At 43.0% G+C, this 17,295-nt stretch carries 13 protein-coding genes; 3 read left to right on the top strand and 10 right to left on the bottom strand.

Annotated elements, in window-relative coordinates; genetic code table 11:
* Positions 1–998 precede the first annotated feature (998 nt).
* The gene (locus ACFSJE_RS16425) at positions 999–2,846 is read right to left on the bottom strand and encodes a BspA family leucine-rich repeat surface protein (RefSeq protein ID WP_379831955.1); all 1,848 of its coding nucleotides are present in this window, start codon (positions 2,844–2,846) and stop codon (positions 999–1,001) included.
* Positions 2,847–3,360: 514 nt separating this feature from the next.
* On the opposite strand from ACFSJE_RS16425, the gene secDF reads away from it, so the two are divergent.
* Entirely contained in the window at positions 3,361–6,330 is a 2,970-nt protein-coding gene (gene secDF / locus ACFSJE_RS16420; protein ID WP_379831954.1) for a protein translocase subunit SecDF, read from the top strand.
* Positions 6,331–6,424: 94 nt separating this feature from the next.
* On the opposite strand, the gene ACFSJE_RS16415 is transcribed toward secDF, so the two are convergent.
* The 7 genes from ACFSJE_RS16415 to ACFSJE_RS16385 form a co-directional block, all read right to left on the bottom strand.
* A complete protein-coding gene (locus ACFSJE_RS16415) occupies positions 6,425–7,675 on the bottom strand; it encodes an ATP-binding cassette domain-containing protein (protein WP_379831953.1) in 1,251 nt (416 codons plus the stop codon).
* Between the two features lie 28 nt (positions 7,676–7,703).
* Entirely contained in the window at positions 7,704–8,228 is a 525-nt protein-coding gene (locus tag ACFSJE_RS16410; RefSeq protein ID WP_379831952.1) for a GNAT family N-acetyltransferase, read from the bottom strand.
* Positions 8,229–8,711, bottom strand: coding sequence for a DUF192 domain-containing protein (locus tag ACFSJE_RS16405; RefSeq protein WP_379831951.1), 483 nt, complete (start codon positions 8,709–8,711; stop codon positions 8,229–8,231).
* A 4-nt stretch (positions 8,712–8,715) separates the two neighbouring features.
* Positions 8,716–9,678: a prolipoprotein diacylglyceryl transferase gene (gene lgt, locus ACFSJE_RS16400; protein WP_379831950.1), complete on the bottom strand. Its 963-nt coding sequence runs from the start codon at positions 9,676–9,678 to the stop codon at positions 8,716–8,718.
* 133 nt (positions 9,679–9,811) lie between these two features.
* The gene (yidD, locus tag ACFSJE_RS16395; protein WP_379831949.1) at positions 9,812–10,033 is read right to left on the bottom strand and encodes a membrane protein insertion efficiency factor YidD; all 222 of its coding nucleotides are present in this window, start codon (positions 10,031–10,033) and stop codon (positions 9,812–9,814) included.
* A gap of 58 nt (positions 10,034–10,091) precedes the next feature.
* Positions 10,092–10,472: a DUF779 domain-containing protein gene (locus ACFSJE_RS16390; protein WP_379831948.1), complete on the bottom strand. Its 381-nt coding sequence runs from the start codon at positions 10,470–10,472 to the stop codon at positions 10,092–10,094.
* An 11-nt stretch (positions 10,473–10,483) separates the two neighbouring features.
* On the bottom strand, positions 10,484–12,007 hold the full coding sequence (locus ACFSJE_RS16385) for an aldehyde dehydrogenase family protein (protein WP_379831947.1): 1,524 nt from the start codon (positions 12,005–12,007) through the stop codon (positions 10,484–10,486).
* A 218-nt stretch (positions 12,008–12,225) separates the two neighbouring features.
* On the opposite strand from ACFSJE_RS16385, the gene ACFSJE_RS16380 reads away from it, so the two are divergent.
* On the top strand, positions 12,226–13,131 hold the full coding sequence (locus ACFSJE_RS16380; RefSeq protein ID WP_379831946.1) for an AraC family transcriptional regulator: 906 nt from the start codon (positions 12,226–12,228) through the stop codon (positions 13,129–13,131).
* A 6-nt stretch (positions 13,132–13,137) separates the two neighbouring features.
* On the opposite strand, the gene cysS is transcribed toward ACFSJE_RS16380, so the two are convergent.
* Positions 13,138–14,619 (bottom strand): cysteine--tRNA ligase, encoded by a 1,482-nt coding sequence (gene cysS, locus ACFSJE_RS16375; RefSeq protein WP_379831945.1) that lies wholly within the window; start codon positions 14,617–14,619, stop codon positions 13,138–13,140.
* Positions 14,620–14,633: 14 nt separating this feature from the next.
* Positions 14,634–15,314, bottom strand: coding sequence for a GTP cyclohydrolase I FolE (gene folE / locus ACFSJE_RS16370; protein WP_379831944.1), 681 nt, complete (start codon positions 15,312–15,314; stop codon positions 14,634–14,636).
* Between the two features lie 133 nt (positions 15,315–15,447).
* Between folE and ACFSJE_RS16365 the strand changes: the two genes are divergently transcribed.
* A complete protein-coding gene (locus ACFSJE_RS16365; protein ID WP_379831943.1) occupies positions 15,448–17,262 on the top strand; it encodes a T9SS type B sorting domain-containing protein in 1,815 nt (604 codons plus the stop codon).
* The last annotated feature ends 33 nt before the right edge of the window (positions 17,263–17,295 follow it).

The raw sequence follows: 17,295 nt of genomic DNA, 5'->3' as shown, positions 1-17,295 counted from the left end.
TTACCTAATGTCTTTTATCTTTTTTCTATCCTCTTTCGTCTTGGTTCTAGCTCTTGAACTTGATTTTTTGGATTTGTTGATTGGGTTATTGATTTATTGTCTCTCTTTTTGGCTCTTGAACTTTATGCATTAGATTTCTCTATCAATGCTTTGCATCTCATGTCGAAATGACTGTCTACCTGTTTATGTCATTTCGAGCGTATGCGAGAAATCTATTTTTAGTATTTGAATTGTCGGATGGTTGGATTTTTAGCCGATTCGATTATTGGAAACTGTTTATTGGTGATTGTTCAATCGTACTTGAGCATTGTAAAGACACACCCCTAGCCCCTCTCAAGAGGGGAATTTTCTTTGGCGTCACTCAGGCCCATCACAAGAGGAAAGGATTTTGGAATTTGGTAATTGATCATTGAACGCTGTTTATTGATTTTTTCAAACAGATTTCTCAATCGATGCTTTGCATCTCATGTCGAAATGACTTTTTGGAATTAGTTCATTGTTGCTTATTCATTGTATGGACACACCCCCAGCCCCTCTCTAGAGGGGAACTTTCTGTGGTATCACTCCAGCCCCTCTCTGGATGGAAGTTGAAAATCCCTTCTTGAGAAGGGAAAGATTTCGGTATGGCGAAATCAGGGTTGTGTTAAGAAACCTCCTCAAGTGTGACACACCCCTAACCCCTCTCAAGAGGGGAATTTTCTGTGGCGTCACTCAGGCCCATCACAAGAGGAAAGGATTTTGGAATTTGGTAATTGATCATTGAACGCTGCTTATTGATTTTTTCAAACAGATTTCTCAATCGATGCTTTGCATCTCATTTCGAAATGACTTTTTGGAATTAGTTCATTGTTGCTTATTCATTGTATGGACACACCCCTAGCCCCTCTCGAGAGGGGAGCTAAAAAAAACACCGAGAGGGCCAATTGGACTCCCCCCGGTGCTTCACATGGGTCTGTGTTTAGGTTTTAACTTACCTAATTAAATGGGTTCCTTATAGCTTATGGACATTCTGGATCTTCACTATCTCCGACAAAATTCCAGTCTGCCGATACATCTAATACTGCTCTTATTTCACCTGCTTCACAATAGTGAAGTCCTTCAGCCCCTATAGTAACATTATATTGGGCCTCTTTTTCACCAGATATCCAACCAATTAAAGTGCTATCATAATTTGCCGTAGAAAGTGCGGTGCCGTCCAACATGTTTTCCATATTGGTAACGGATGCAATGTTCCAATCCCCAAGGCTTTGGTCAAATGCCGTGGCATTCTCGAACATAGAGGACATATCGGTCACGTTGCTGACATCCCAAGTGCTTAGATCCTGATTAAAGAATATAGCTCCTTTGAACATACTGGACATGTTGGTGACACTGATTGTGTTCCATGCCATGGGATGATTAACACCGCTGTTCTCAAAGGCATGGGACATATTGGTGACATTGGAGGTATCCCAATTGCTAAAATCCGTGTTTGGATTGCTGCCCAGACCAAAAGTATTGGCGAACATATTGGCCATGTTCGTTACCTCGGAAACGTTGGGGAAATCCGTAGCGTAAATATCTAAATCATTGCAACCGGAAAAAGCACTTAACATACTCTTCCAGACATTGGTGCCCCATTGCTCTATGGTCAACAACTTACTTGGTGTGCTACCGCCCACACTCATTTTTATGGCCGGGAAACTGCCCTTTATAGCCACAGTATACGTTCCTTCAGTTTCATAGGTGTGTGCTAGGTTTACCGTAGCGGGCTCAAAATAACTTTCCAAAGTACCATCTCCCCAATCAATTTGAAAATCATAATCTTTCACTAGGCTGATTTCCAAACCGATCACAATTTCCTCTTCATCCGCGGTGGTCATCCATGTGGTGATAAAAGAGGCAGGGTCATCGGCCAAGCCTTCATCCACATTGGTCACGGTTATGGTAATGGTAACCGTTACGGTGTTCTCCCCGTCAGAGACATCAACGGAAAGGGTATGCTCGGTAGATGTTTCAAAATCCAGATTCTTGCCCGAGATCAAGCTCACTGCCCCGTCCTGGTCAACCTCGAACAGACCACTCGCATCTGTATTGATACTGAATTCCAAGGTTGCGTTTTCCGGATCTACGGCGGCAATGGTGACGATGATGTCCGTATCGGCTATGTTCTCGGCGGCTTCGGGCTCCAAGGTCAAGGATTCCACTTCAGGAGCCTCGTCCACATCGGTTACGTTTATGGTGATGTCCGTTGTGGCCGTACCACCGTTGTTATCGGAAACGCTGACGCTCAAGTTGTACACAGGGGTGGTCTCAAAATCGAGGAACTCCCCCTCTGCCAAGCCTATCACGCCTGTAGCGGAAATCATAAAATGCCCACTGTTGGTCCCGCTGAGCGCGTAGGTAAGTACATCTTGATCGGCATCCGTGGCATTGATGGTCCCGACCGGAACATCAATGGCCAAGGTCTCCACAACACTGAATACAGGGTCAGGGTTGTTGATCACGGGAGCTGTGTTGTTGGCCTGCGACTGGGTCACCGTAAATTTGGGCCCAATCGCAATTTTCCCGCCTACGGTGACACTAACATCTCCGGTAGTGGCCCCTTGCGGCACCGAAGTGGTGATCTTGGTGGCCGTGGCCACGGATACTGATGCAGTGGTGGTACCGATTTTAACCGTGTTTTGGGTCTTTGTGGTGCTGAAGTTGGTGCCTAGAATGTCGAAAGTCGTTCCTACAGGTCCCGAAGTTTTTGATAAACTGGTTATGGTAGGTTTGTCTGGAGCTGAAGGGCCATCGTCCTTGCTACAAGAAATCATAAGGCCCAATGAGAAAAGGGCCAGGAATAACAATTTTTTTGGTATCATACTATTAAAATTTAAGGGTTAAGCCTGCAAGTTGCCATTAGTCAGGAACTTTTAGTGTGGTCAATTGATGGATGGTGTTTTTGGGTTGATGTATACTGTTTTAGAAGTTAGAAGTTAGAAGTCAGAAGTCAGAAGTCAGGAGTTGGAGGGTTGGAATTTGGAATTTGGTGTTGGGTGTTTGGTGTTGGTTATTTGGAATGAGTTGATTCGTTTATTCACCTTTTCCTCTTTCGCCTAGGTTCTTGATGCTTGGCTCTTGCCCTTGTTTTTTGGAGTTTGGTATATGTTGATTCGGTTATTGAGCTTGACACTTGCTCTTGAACTTGCACTTGTTTTTGGAATTTAAGGTTTGGAGTTTGTGCACTAAATTGGAGGTAATTACGGGATTGGTGTTTTCAGTTTAGAACCCAACGGTTGACTGTAAATACAAATACATCAATTTCTATTGGCAAATCTTAAGGGAAATGATATATTTGCACGCTGTTTAAGAAAACTTCTAAAAATTTAATAATCAATGCAAAATAAAGGACTAATAAGGCTTTTCGCTATCCTTTTTGGCTTGGTGAGTATCTATCAGCTATCCTTTACTTTCATAACAAGTAAGTTGGAGAATGATGCTGAGGCTTACGCAGTTAGCCAAATTTCGGAGGCAGAGGAAGATTATGTGGCTAAGCGTGAAGCTTTAGAGGCGTCGTATTTAGATTCTATCAGCGATAACTCCGTTTTAGGATTTACCAGCTATGAAGATGCCAAGACAAAAGAGTTGAACAAGGGGCTCGACCTTAAGGGGGGAATCAACGTTACCCTTCAGATTTCTGTAAAGGACATCCTAAAAGGACTTGCCAACAACTCCAAAAACCCCGTTTTCAACAAAGCGTTGGCCGATGCCGACAATGCTTCCAAAAGTAGCGACAACACCTACTTGGAGTTGTTCTTTGAAGCATTCGACAATATCAAAGGAGACACCAAATTGGCTTCCCCTGATATTTTTGCCAACAAAGGATTAAGTGACGACATTAATTTTCAAATGTCTGATGATGAGGTGAAGCCCATCATCCGAAGAAAAATTGATGAGTCCATTGTTTCTGCATTTGAGGTACTACGTGAGCGTATCGATGGCTTTGGGGTAACCCAGCCCAACATTCAGCGTGAAGGAAATTCTGGTCGTATTTTGGTGGAGCTTCCCGGTGCCCGCGATATTGCCCGTGCTCAGGAATTGTTGTCCAGTACTGCCCAATTGGAGTTCTGGGAAACATACTCGCAGGGTAACCAAAGTTTGGGAGCATTTTTTGTAAATGCCAATGAACGACTTAAAGAAATTTTGGAACCTACTGAAAACCAAGAGGATGAGCTTACTAAGCCCGAGTCTGAAATAGATTCGCTTTTGTCTGATGTTGCTCAAGACTCTTTGGATATGGCTCCAGATACCAATCCGTTGTTGGGTAAATTGATTCCCGCCAACCCTGGTAGCCATGCCATAGCCCGTGCTTTGGTAACCGATACTGCTGAAATTGGAGGGTATTTAAGACGACCTGAAATCAAGAGATTGTTGCCAAATGATGTGCAGTTCACCAAATTTTTATGGGAAAGACCTGCTCAAGATATTGAGGTTGTCGAGCTTTATGCACTAAAATCCAATAGGGACGGTACTCCAAGAATTAGTGGTGATGTTGTTTCTGATGCACAAGATACATTTGACCAGTTCAACAAACCCGCTGTTAGCATGACCATGAATACTCGTGGTGCCAAAGAATGGGAAGAATTGACGGGTGATGCTTACAACAACCAAACAGGTATTGCCATTGTTTTGGATAATAAGGTATACACTGCTCCTGGAGTTTCTTCAGGTCCTATTTCCGGTGGACGTTCTGAAATTACCGGAACCTTTACCGTAAACGAAACCAAGGATATCGCCAACGTATTGCGTGCTGGTAAACTACCTGCATCTGCTGAGATTATCCAATCTGAAGTGGTAGGTCCATCTTTGGGTCAAGAGGCTATCGATAGTGGATTCATGTCCTTTGTGATTGCCATGGCTTTTGTATTGCTATGGATGATTTTCTACTACGGAAGAGCTGGAGTTTTTGCTGATATCGCTTTGGTGTTCAACATTCTTTTGATTTTTGGTGTGTTGACCAGCTTAGGAGCGGTATTGACACTTCCTGGTATTGCAGGTATCGTGTTGACCATTGGTATGTCGGTGGATGCGAACGTGCTTATTTTTGAAAGGGTAAAAGAAGAATTGGCCCGTGGAAAAGGAAAGGCCCAAGCCATTGCCGATGGTTTTGGAAATGCATTGTCTTCCATTTTGGATGCGAACATTACCACAGGTTTGACTGCGATTATCCTTTTCATCTTCGGTTCAGGACCGATTAAAGGATTTGCAACTACACTTTTGATTGGTATCGTAACATCATTGTTCACAGCGATTTTTGTGACTCGTTTGATGATTGATACGTATACAGCCAAAAAAGGTAGAAGACTAGATTTCACTACCGCTATTACCAAAAACCTGTTCAGCAAAGTGAACTTTGACTTCTTGGTAAAGCGTAAGATTGCTTATATCTTTTCTGGTATTTTGGTAGCAGTGAGCGTATTCTCCTTGTTGACCACCGGTCTTAATCAAGGGGTTGACTTTATCGGAGGACGTACGTATCAAATTCGTTTTGAAAAAGCGGTGAATCCTTCAGAAATTACTGCTGAATTGAACGATGTATTTGGTAGCGGCACCAATGTGAAAACCTTTGGTGATGCCAATCAGATTAAAGTTACCACTCCTTATAAAGTAGATGAAGAAGGTATTGAGGTGGACACTGAAATTCAAAATAAATTATATACATCACTTCAAAAATATTTGCCAGATGGTACCTCTTTCGAAGATTTCACTGTAGGTGCATCTGAAAAATCAATAGGAATATTGCAATCCGTTAAAGTGGGTCCAACCATTGCGGATGACATTAAAAACAACGCATTTTTGGCAATTTTGGGCTCATTGGCCGTTGTGTTCCTTTATATCTTATTGCGATTTAGAAAATGGCAGTTCTCTTTGGGTGCCGTTGTTGCGGTTTTCCACGACGTAATGATCGTGTTGGGGATTTTCTCCTTAACCGGTAGCATCATGCCGTTCAACATGGAGATTGACCAAGCTTTCATCGCAGCCATATTAACGGTTATCGGTTACTCGCTGAACGATACCGTGGTAGTGTTTGACCGTATTCGGGAGATTGTGGGTCTTAAAGGCTGGAAAGCCGGTGAGAATATCAATGAGGCTTTGAACAGCACATTGAGCCGTACCTTGAATACATCGTTGACCACTTTGATAGTTTTGTTGGCCATCTTCGTCTTCGGAGGAGAGAGCCTTAGAGGGTTTATGTTCGCCATGATTATTGGTGTGGTTGTGGGTACCTATTCTTCGGTATTCATTGCAACGCCCATCATGTTCGATGCCCTCAAGAACAAAGTTGCTCCTGCAGATAAGGCGTAACATAGTTTTAGATTACACCGTTAAAGGCCGTTCTAGCAGGATAGAACGGCCTTTTTTTTTGAACCGAAGATGAGGATTGGTAAAATGGAAATCTTTAGTTACCGGTAATTATTCCGGTAGAACCATTTTCCGATGGAATCAACTCGAAAATAAATTGTGGATTAAGGTTGGGCTCTGCTCTGTGGGAAACAAAAAGGATGGCCGAATCGCTTTCTTTTGCAATTTTGTTGACCAATGCCACAAACAAAGCGGCACTTTTATCATCCAAACCTGCTGTGGGCTCATCCAAAATAACCAATGGAGGGTGCTTTACCATGGCTCTTGCGGTCATGACCAATCGTTTTTCTCCGCGGGTAAGCTCATTAAAATGGGTGTCACGTTTATCGTAAAGCCCCAATAATTTTAGCCATTGTCCGGCCAATCGTTTTTCCGTTTCCGTAGGAAGTACATAAAGACCAATGGAGTCATGGAGCCCGGATATGATCATATTTTCCAGCGTATGATATCCTCTAAACCTATCCGTTATGGAAGGGGTAAAGTAGCCTATTTTTTGCTTGAGGTCCCAAACGCTCTCACCAGTACCTTTCTTTTGTCCGAACAAGGTCAAATCCTCACCATACCCTTTGTGGCTATCGCCGGTGATCATGGACAGCATTGTAGTTTTTCCACTGCCGTTAGGGCCAATCAATTGCCAAAATTCCCCTTGCTTTACAGACCAGCTGATGTTGTTCAATACTTGCCGTCCATCAAAACTTACCGATACATTCGTGAAATTCACCAATTCTTGGTGTTCTTCTTTTATGGGGTTGATGGGAGGAGGAATGGCTTCGGCAAACTGTAGGCAGTCATGACCGTTCGCTTCCCAAAAAGCTTCTGTAGAGGGATAGGATTCCAATTCGGTCCCATTCAATTTGAAGAAGTCGGTGGTCACAGGAAGAATATCATCCAATCTACTTGCAAACTGTACCAAGGTCCTCGAGGCGGAAATAGCACATAATTGGTCCTTCAAACTAGCTTGGGTAGCCACATCCAGATTGTCAAAAGGGTTGATGAGTACCAAAAAATCCGGCTCTTGTTGTAATAAATAACTCAGTAGAGCCTTCTTTTGCTCCCCACTACTCATGGTTTTGAGTGGTTGATTGCTGTCCTTGGTCAGAATTTTAATATCATGACGCTCTTCCTCATCCATAAATCGCTCAATCTCTGACCGAGAAAAAAGAAGTCCGGTTTTGTTTTCAAGAACTTCAAGTTCAGTTATGGAATTATTGTTCAACAACTTAGTCACCAAATCTTGGGTTTTGGACGTGTTGTCGGTAAGAATAGCGTAGTTTTTGGGTTGGTTCATGCGAAGAAAAATATCCCCAAAATTACGATTATCCTTTGGTAACTCTAAAAATATGGACGGGATTATCCTTGTAACTGGTGGTTTTGTCCAAGTGCATCCCATTTTTTAGGGCCACTTTTTGGGACGGAACATTGTCCACATGGATGATGGAAATCAAGGATTCTGAGAATTTATTTTGGAAAGCATATTCCTTGCATTTCTGGGCTGCTTCAAAAGCAAAGCCTTTGAGCCAGAATTTTGGCAAAACGGAGTATCCTATTTCCAATTCTTCCACATCATCAACTATTTGGACCAAAAGACCGCAAATACCGACCAGTTCGCCTGTTTCTTTTAAAATGAGGGCATTCATGCCGCCCAAATCATTTTCATAACGCTCAAAGATTCGGTCGAATTGGGTTTGGCATGCCTCAACAGGGTCGGAGGGGAGTCCATCCCAAAATTGGGTGGATTTGGGATTATGGTAAAATGACAACCACGCTTCAAAATCAAATGGCGTAATCCTTCGGAACAGCAAACGCTCCGAACTTTCGTTTTCCAAAAGGTATTTTGACATCTAGTTACGGGTAAAGGAAATACTGTCGCCTACTTGCAGTCCTATCTGGTCAGACAGGCCAGCATTGACCTCAAGCACATATTTGACAGGGACATTGGATGGCAGGCTACTTTCATCATACGGTTGCGCATTTTTCTGAAAGCTTGCAATTTTTTGGTTCCCATCAATATAAATGATGTCCAATGGAAACTCCGTATTCTTCATATAGAAGGAATGCATGGCTTCCGTAGGAAAAATAAATAGCATCGCCTGATTTTCTTCCATGGATGACCGATACATCAGCCCTGTTTGGGTTTCATACTCCGTATCAGCGATTTCAATATCAAAATTGGAAATAATGGAATCTGTTCCAACTTTTAGGATGGATAAATCACCTTCTTTTTTAAAGGTGACCATTTCCGTCTTGATTTCGCGTTTGGATTCCGTTTTGCAGGCCAGGAAACCAAAAAACGAAATGAAAACAAGGATAAAAATTTTCCGCATGTTATTATGCTTTTGACTTTGTTGGTCGGAACATAAAGTACAATCCAATGATGATCATTGGGATGCTCAACCATTGCCCTGTGGAGAGCAAGCCCAAGGATTCCTCAAACCCACCTTGACTTTTCTTGAAGAACTCCACTACAAATCGAACTACAAAAAGGAGCACCATGAACAGACCAAATAGGTAGCCAGTTTTGTCCTTTTTGTCCGTTTTCCAATACAAAAGATACAGTGTGATGAAGACAAACACATAACAGATGGCTTCGTACAATTGCGCAGGATGTCGAAAAGGAATGGATTCCAAAATAGCTGAAAAATCAGGGTTGTGTTCTATGGCTTTATAGGCGGCATTTTCCGTTGATTCTTTGGTGAGTGCCATGGCTTTATAGCCGGGCATGTCATCCGAATCCCGGATAAATCGAGTGGCCAAGAAATAGGATTCTTCCACTGTTTTTCCATTGATTTCGGAGTTGAAAAAGTTTCCCAAACGCACAAAACAGGCTCCAATAGCAGATGGAATCACCAAGCGGTCCAACAACCATAGCATGTTGATGTCTTTCCATTTTCTAGTGTACAACCACATTCCAATGATGGCGGCAATGGTTGCACCGTGACTAGCGAGTCCTGTAAAACCCGTGAATTCATAACCGTTGATAATTCCAAATAGGGATTCATTTGCGTTTTCCCGGATAGGCAGCAGTATTTCCACCAAATGATTTTGATAGTATTCCCAATCGTAAAAGAAAACATGTCCCAAACGTGCACCGAGCATAATGGAGACCACGGTATAGATGAAGAGGGAATCCAATTTTTCCATGGACTTTTTCTCATTCTGGAAGATTTTCTTCATAATGAACCAACCCACTACAAAAGCGGCAATCCAAAGCAGATTGTAATATTTTATCTGAATAAAACCCAATTTAAAAAGGGTGCCTTCTGGGTTCCAGTTAAAGCCAAGGAAATACATTGATATAAATTTTGGTCTAATATAACTACTTTGAGCGGTTGGTCGGGTGGATTGTTTGATTTTTGGTTACTCTTAACCTTTTTCAAATCATGTAGCACACTGATTTTGAACTTGACTCTTGAACTTAAGCTTATCAAGGAACAGGGTCGTACCCACTGCCACCCCAAGGATTACAACTCGCGATTCGCTTTATGGAAAGCCAACCACCTTTAAAAAGACCGTGTTTTTTTAAAGCTTCCAAAGTATAGGCGGAGCAGGTAGGGGAATATCTGCACGTAGCGGGAAGATAAGGTGAAATCAAGAGCTGGTAAGCTCGAACCAAAAAAACGAATGGAGCAATAAGGATGCGCTTCATGTTGGGAAAATAGTGGTTACAAGGTATAAAAAAGCCCCGACTTGAATCGGGGCCTTTATTACACTTCTTTGGATGCCAAACGAACGGGCGATAATTCCTCCCGCTCGTCATCAGTAAACATCCGTGATTTTATGACAAAGCGGATACCCATTGGAATTTCCAAACTGAAACTGGACCCACGACCGGTTGTGATGTCCACAGTCAACTGTGTGTGTTTCCAATACTCGAATTGGTCCTTACTCATGTAAAAGTCGCAACCATGAATGGTACCTAACCATACATCATTCTCATTGAGCATGAGTTCCCCTTTGGGGAAACACATGGGGGAGGAGCCATCACAGCATCCACCGCTTTGGTGGAACATCAATTCTCCATGTCGCTCCCTGAGTTGGTCAATGATTTTTATGGCTCGGTCCGAAACCAAAACGCGCTTTGTCATAGCTCTTGATTTTAGAAAAAGCCCATGGCTTTTTTGTCGTAGGAAATCAACATATTCTTGGTCTGTCTGTAGTGGTTGAGCATCATTTTGTGGGTTTCTCTACCAATACCAGACTTTTTATAGCCACCAAATGGTGCGTGGGCTGGATACGTATGGTAGCAATTTACCCAAACACGTCCCGCCTGAATCTGTCTTGAAATTTTGTAGGCTTGATGCATATTCCGTGTCCAAACTCCAGCGCCTAGACCGTACAAGGTGTCATTGGCAATTTCAAGGGCTTCGGCCTCATCTTTAAAGGTAGTGACGCAGACCACGGGTCCAAAAATTTCCTCTTGGAAGACGCGCATTTTGTTGTTTCCTTTTAGGATGGTAGGTTGAATGTAGTAACCACCTTCAAGACCTTCGTTGTAGGCAGCCTCACCTCCAGCCAAAACTTCGCAGCCTTCTTCTTTACCAATTTGGATGTAGTTGAGGATTTTCTCGTACTGGTCATTGGAAGCTTGGGCGCCCATCATGGTTTCTGGATCCAAAGGATGCCCCAATTTAATGGCATTGGTGCGTTCCACTACGCGTTCAATGAACTTGTCAAAAATACTTTCCTGTACCAAAATTCGGGATGGGCAGGTACACACTTCACCTTGATTTAGGGCAAACATGGCCGCACCTTCCAAACATTTATCAAAGAACTCATCATCGGCCTCCATCACGCTTTCAAAAAACACATTGGGGGATTTACCACCCAACTCCAACGTAACGGGAGTGATGTTTTTGGATGCGTATTGCATGATCAATTGTCCCGTAGTGGTTTCTCCAGTAAAGGCCACTTTGTTGATGCGAGGACTGGAGGCCAAAGGTTTTCCGGCTTCAACACCAAATCCATTTACGATATTGAGTACGCCCGCGGGGAGAATGTTTTCAATCAATTCCATAAATACCAAAATACCCACAGGGGTCTGCTCCGCAGGTTTTAGCACAACGCAATTTCCTGCTGCCAGGGCTGGTGCCACTTTCCAAGCGGCCATCAACAATGGAAAGTTCCAGGGAATGATTTGACCGACGACACCTAGCGGTTCAAGGACGTTCATGGAAACGGTATTGGAATCCAGCTCACTTACAGAACCTTCTTCTGCCCGAATAACCCCTGCAAAATAGCGGAAGTGATCAATGGCCAAGGGAAGGTCGGCAGCTCGCGTTTCACGTAACGGTTTTCCATTGTCCCAAGTTTCAGCGCGGGCCAAGGTTTCCAAATTGTTTTCCATGATATCAGCAATCTTCAATAAGAGGTTACTGCGATAGGTGGCGGCGGAATTGTTCCATTCCGGTGCGGCTTTCCATGCGGCATCAATGGCTTTGTCGATGTCCTCCGCAGTGGAACGGGCCACTTTGGTGAAAGCTTGACCATCAACCGGGGAAATGTTTTCAAAATATTCTCCATTGGTGGGGGCAGTCCATTTTCCGCCTATAAAGTTCTCATACTGGTTCTTGAACGAGGGCTTTTGCAAAACACTGCGTTCTGTTGTTTGTACATTGCTCATAATGCTTAATTTTATGTGTTACTGATAATTTTTATGCGATGGACCGGTTTGTCCAAGTAGCTGATTCTAAAAGTATTGATTTTGCTACCCGAGCATCTGACGTATCCTATTAAGATAGTGAACAATCCTATTTGTTTTTATATTTTTAACAAATAATCATGCCTTATTTTTTATATTTAATAAGTATTTAGGAGTTATTTTAATAAGTATTTATTGATATGCAGCTTTCCGAAAAGTTCTTCAAAGAACGCAAGCTTCAAAATTTAGTGGAAAATCAGACTTCGTACACGCTGAACAATGCGGCTATGCACGTATTTGAGACACACTTGCAGGCTGATCGGGTAATGCTTCAGTTTGACCAGCCCGTTTTGGCCTCTATGCTAATTGGCAAGAAAATAATGCATCTACGGGACAAGAAAGCCTTTGATTTTCTTCCGGGCGAATCCTTGATTTTACCTTCAAAGGAAATGATGTGTATCGATTTTCCCGAAGCAAATCATGATAACCCTACACGCTGTTTGGCCATGGCCATTTCGGAAGAGAAAATTAATAAGGTGATTCGGGTAATGAATGAAACCATTCCCAAACACGACGGTTCAGAGTGGGCCTTTATGGATTACAACTTCCATTTTACGAATGATGCGAGTATTTATGGAATAATTCAGCGGTTGTTGTATTTGTTTACCGAAAACCATCCGTCCAAAGATTTCTTTGTGGATAATATGCTTCAGGAACTCATTGTGCGAATTCTGCAGGGAAATTCTAGGAAGACGTTGGAGGAGAATGCTTCAAAATTGTCAACCAACAACCGATTGGCCAATGCCATTGAATACATTGCCACGCATTTGCATGAACCCCTTACCGTAGGTGAACTCAGCAAAAAAGTTTATATGAGTGAGTCCCACTTTTACAAGACATTTAAAGAGGAGTTGGGGGTGACACCGATTGAATACATCAATAGTGAACGGATTAAGTTAGCGGTAAAATTGTTGAAAGACCCCAACCGCAAAATCAAGGAAATTTATTTGGAATGCGGTTTTGAAAACCGTTCCTATTTCAATCGCTTGTTCAAACGAAAAGTGCAGGCATCTCCCGGAGAATACCAATCAAAGTTTACGGATTAAAGAGAATTAATTCAGGCTGAACGTAGTTCCGTCCTTACCATCCTTGAGTTGAATGCCCAAAGCGGTAAGCTCATCCCGAATCTTATCCGAAGTAGCAAAATCCTTATTGGCTCGGGCTTCGTTTCGCAACTGAATCAAAAGTTCCATTACCCCATTCAACGCATTGGAATCATCCTTGACCAAAGACTGGTTTTCAATACCAAGCACATCGTAGACAAAAGCTTTGATGGTATTTTCCAATTCCGTTTTATCCGTCTCAGTGATACTTTCCTTTCCTTCCTTAATCAGGTTGATGTGTTTTACGGCGTCAAAAAGGTGAGCAATGAGGATGGGCGTATTGAAATCATCGTTCATGGCATCATAGCATTTCTGCTTCCATACCGCTACATCAAATTCAGATGTTGAACCGGTTTTTAAGGCATCGAGACTGCCCATGGCTTCCATTAAACGATTGTACCCTTTTTCGGAGGCTTGCAATGCGTCATCACTTAAATCCAAAATGCTGGTGTAATGGGCCTGCATCATAAAAAAGCGCACCACCGCGGGTGAATAGGCCTTACTTAATATGTTGTTATCCCCACTAATAATCTCGTAGGGATAAATATTGTTGCCCGTAGATTTTGACATTTTTTTGCCGTTCAGGGTCAGCATGTTGGCATGCAACCAATATTTCACAGGGGAATGTCCGGTGCTGGCTTCGGCTTGAGCGATTTCACATTCATGGTGCGGAAATTTAAGGTCCATTCCACCACCATGGATGTCAAAAGTTTCCCCTAAATATTTAGTGCTCATTGCGGTACATTCCAAATGCCATCCTGGGAAACCATCTCCCCAAGGCGAAGGCCAACGCATAATGTGCTGGGGTTCGGCCTTCTTCCAAAGTGCAAAATCCTGCGGATTTCGTTTTTCGTCCTGCGCGGTCAAATCACGGGTATTGGCAATCATGTCCTCCAACTTTCTTCCGCTGAGTTTACCGTACTCGTGGTCTTTGTTGAACTTGATCACATCAAAATAAACAGAACCGTTGGCCTCGTAGGCGTATCCTTTTTCAAGAATTTCCTTGATGATTTCTATTTGTTCAATGATATGTCCGGTGGCGGTAGGTTCAATACTCGGAGGTAGTAAATTGAACTGTTGCAATGTATTGTGAAAATCCACGGTGTAGCGTTGCACCACTTCCATGGGTTCAATCTGCTCCAACTTTGCTTTTTTGGCGATTTTGTCCTCACCATCATCTGCATCATTTTCCAAATGGCCGGCATCGGTGATGTTGCGGACATAACGCACTTTAAATCCCAAGTGCTTAAAGTACCTAAAGATCATATCAAACGACATAAAAGTACGGCAGTTGCCCAAATGCACATTGCTGTACACCGTAGGTCCGCAGACGTACATGCCAATATGACCTTCATTTATGGGTTGAAAAATCTCTTTTTTTCCGGTAAGCGAATTGTGTACTCTAAGGGTTTGGTCCTTGTAAAGTTGCATTGAAAAAGGTGGAATTAAAAGTCGGTTTCCAGATTGATGTAGTCCAAAAATTCCCTTCGTACGGCTTCATCCTTGAATTTTCCACCATATTCCGAAGTTACGGTGCTGCTTTCAATATCTCGAATGCCACGGGAATTCACACAGAGGTGCTTTGCATCAATAACACAGGCTACATCTTCGGTCCCCAAAACTTGTTGAAGTTCCTTCACAATTTGGATGTTCAATCGCTCTTGGACCTGCGGACGTTTGGCGTAGTAGTCCACCACTCGGTTCATTTTGGATAGACCAACTACAGTCCCATTTGATATATACGCAATATGTGCCCTTCCAATAATGGGCAACAGGTGATGCTCGCAAGTGGAATAAAGCACAATGTTCTTTTCCACCAACATTTCACCGTACTTATATTTGTTTTGAAAGGTAGATGATTCGGGCTTTCGTTTGGGGTGCAATCCACCAAAAACCTCTTTCACATACATTTTTGCAACCCTTTTTGGGGTGCCCCCTAGACTGTCATCATCCAAATCAAGACCGAGGGTCAACATAATTTCACGGACATTCTTCTGTATACGTTCGATTTTTTCTTCATCGCTCAATACAAACGCATCTTGCCGCATCGGGGTATCCGATGAGGAGCCAACATGGTCGTTGCCCCTTTCCTCATACTGTTCTTCCAAAGCCTGCTCTAATTTCATAGCTGTTTCTTCAAGACAGCAAAGATATACATTAATGTACTATTTAACATCCGCTACAGGGAGTTTGACAACATAAATTATTGTTAAGGCAAGCGCCGTAGTACTTTTATAATGCCCAAACCTACAGTCTTTTATGTTGAAATTGGTTACTAGAACTTTAATCTTCTGCCTCTTCTGGCAATTTTCGCATGCCCAAGTGGAACAAGATTGCGTCAATGCAATTCCCATTTGTAGCAATACCCCGATTAATGGTGGGGCCGATGGTTATGGGATTGACGATTTTAATGGGGCATTTTCCAATGGGTGTTTTGAAAGACAGCTTTCCTCTGGAGTGATTGAAAGTAACTCCGCTTGGTATCATTTTAGGACCGGCGCCTCTGGGCAGCTGGGTTTTAATATTGGCCATAGCAGTGATGAAGACTGGGATTTCGTGTTATACAGGGCTTCGGACTGTGGTAATTTGGGAGAACCCGTTCGCTGTAATTTTTGGGACAATAGTGATGCCAAAAGCTTTTTGGGAGTAGGGGAAGACCCTACGGGAGATATGAATACCATTTACTATGAGGACTGGTTGGAGGTAAGCCCAGGCGAGGATTACTATCTTTTGATCAACAACTTTAGCAACCTTAACTCCGGTTTTTCCATCCAATTTACGGGTAATATATGGGTGACCAACCCTACAGATGCATTGGATTGTTCCATAGTGGATAATCTCCTGGGAGCGCCAATTGCAGCTTGCGAAGGGGAAACAATTACTCTGGATGCGACCAGCACAGGAGCTTTGAGTTATGAATGGTATAGTGATACAGGAAATGGTTTTCAGCTTATTTCTGGAGCCACGGCAGCTTCTTATTCAGTAACCACTTCGGCGCAATACCGAGTGGTGGTCACTACTGCAATGGAAACCATTGTCAGCGATGTGCAAGTCGGATTTAACCCAGTACCAGTCACGGAGAGCTTGGTGGATGAAGTGTTTTGTCACGTTCCTGATATGATTTTTGACTTGGAGGAAAAGAATATAGAAGCCTTGGGTGCGCAAAGTCCGGATGATTTTGTGGTCAGCTACCATGCTACCCAAACCAATGCAAATTTGGGGATCTATCCATTGCTGAAACAGTATCCAAAAGGTCCGGGGCAGGAAACCATTTATGTCAGGACGACCTCATTATTAAACCCTGATTGTTTTGACGCTTCCCAGAGTTTTGTTTTGGATGCCATTGAAACTCCTGAGCTTACTTTTTCGGAAGAAGCAGTTATTTGTGAAAGTATCGGCTATATTGAAATAGGGGAAACCCTTCCCAATCCCATGTATACCTATCAATGGAGTACTGGACAACAAACACCGACCATTACTGTGACGGAACCGGGTGAGTATACCTTAACGGCTACCAATTCTTCCAGCGGTTCATCTTGTGAAACTAGCAAGACCATTGTAGTTGGAATATCGACCTTGCCCAATATCGCTGATGTAAACGTGGATGTCCAAGACTTACGCACCAACAATATTGTCACGATTATTACGGAAGGAAATACCACCAATTTTGAATACCGACTGGATGATGGCGCATATCAAACCAATAATGTTTTTGAAGGTGTGACCCCAGGAAATCATAAAGTATATCTGCGCGATATCAATGGCTGTGGTGAAATAGTAGATGACATTGTTGTAGTGGGGTTCCTATCCACTTTCTCCCCTAATGGCGATGTGCTCAATGAAACGTGGCGGATTGAAGGGCTTTCAGAATTAAGTTCCCCGATTGTAACCATTTATGACCGTTACGGGAAACTCATCAAACAAATGACGGAGTTTGATGCTGGTTGGGACGGCAGCTTTAACGGAAAACCTCTTCCTTCCACGGATTATTGGTTTAAATTATCCTATGTGGATGAGAACGGAATCCGAGTAAACGCCAAATATTTGCAGAGCCATTTCTCCTTGGTTCGATAGCATACAATACCGTTTGTCGATTAACCGCATATT

This window comes from Flagellimonas iocasae, assembly GCF_042682725.1.
GTDB classification, from domain to species: domain Bacteria; phylum Bacteroidota; class Bacteroidia; order Flavobacteriales; family Flavobacteriaceae; genus Flagellimonas; species Flagellimonas iocasae.
This window is presented reverse-complemented; position numbering and strand designations above follow the sequence as displayed.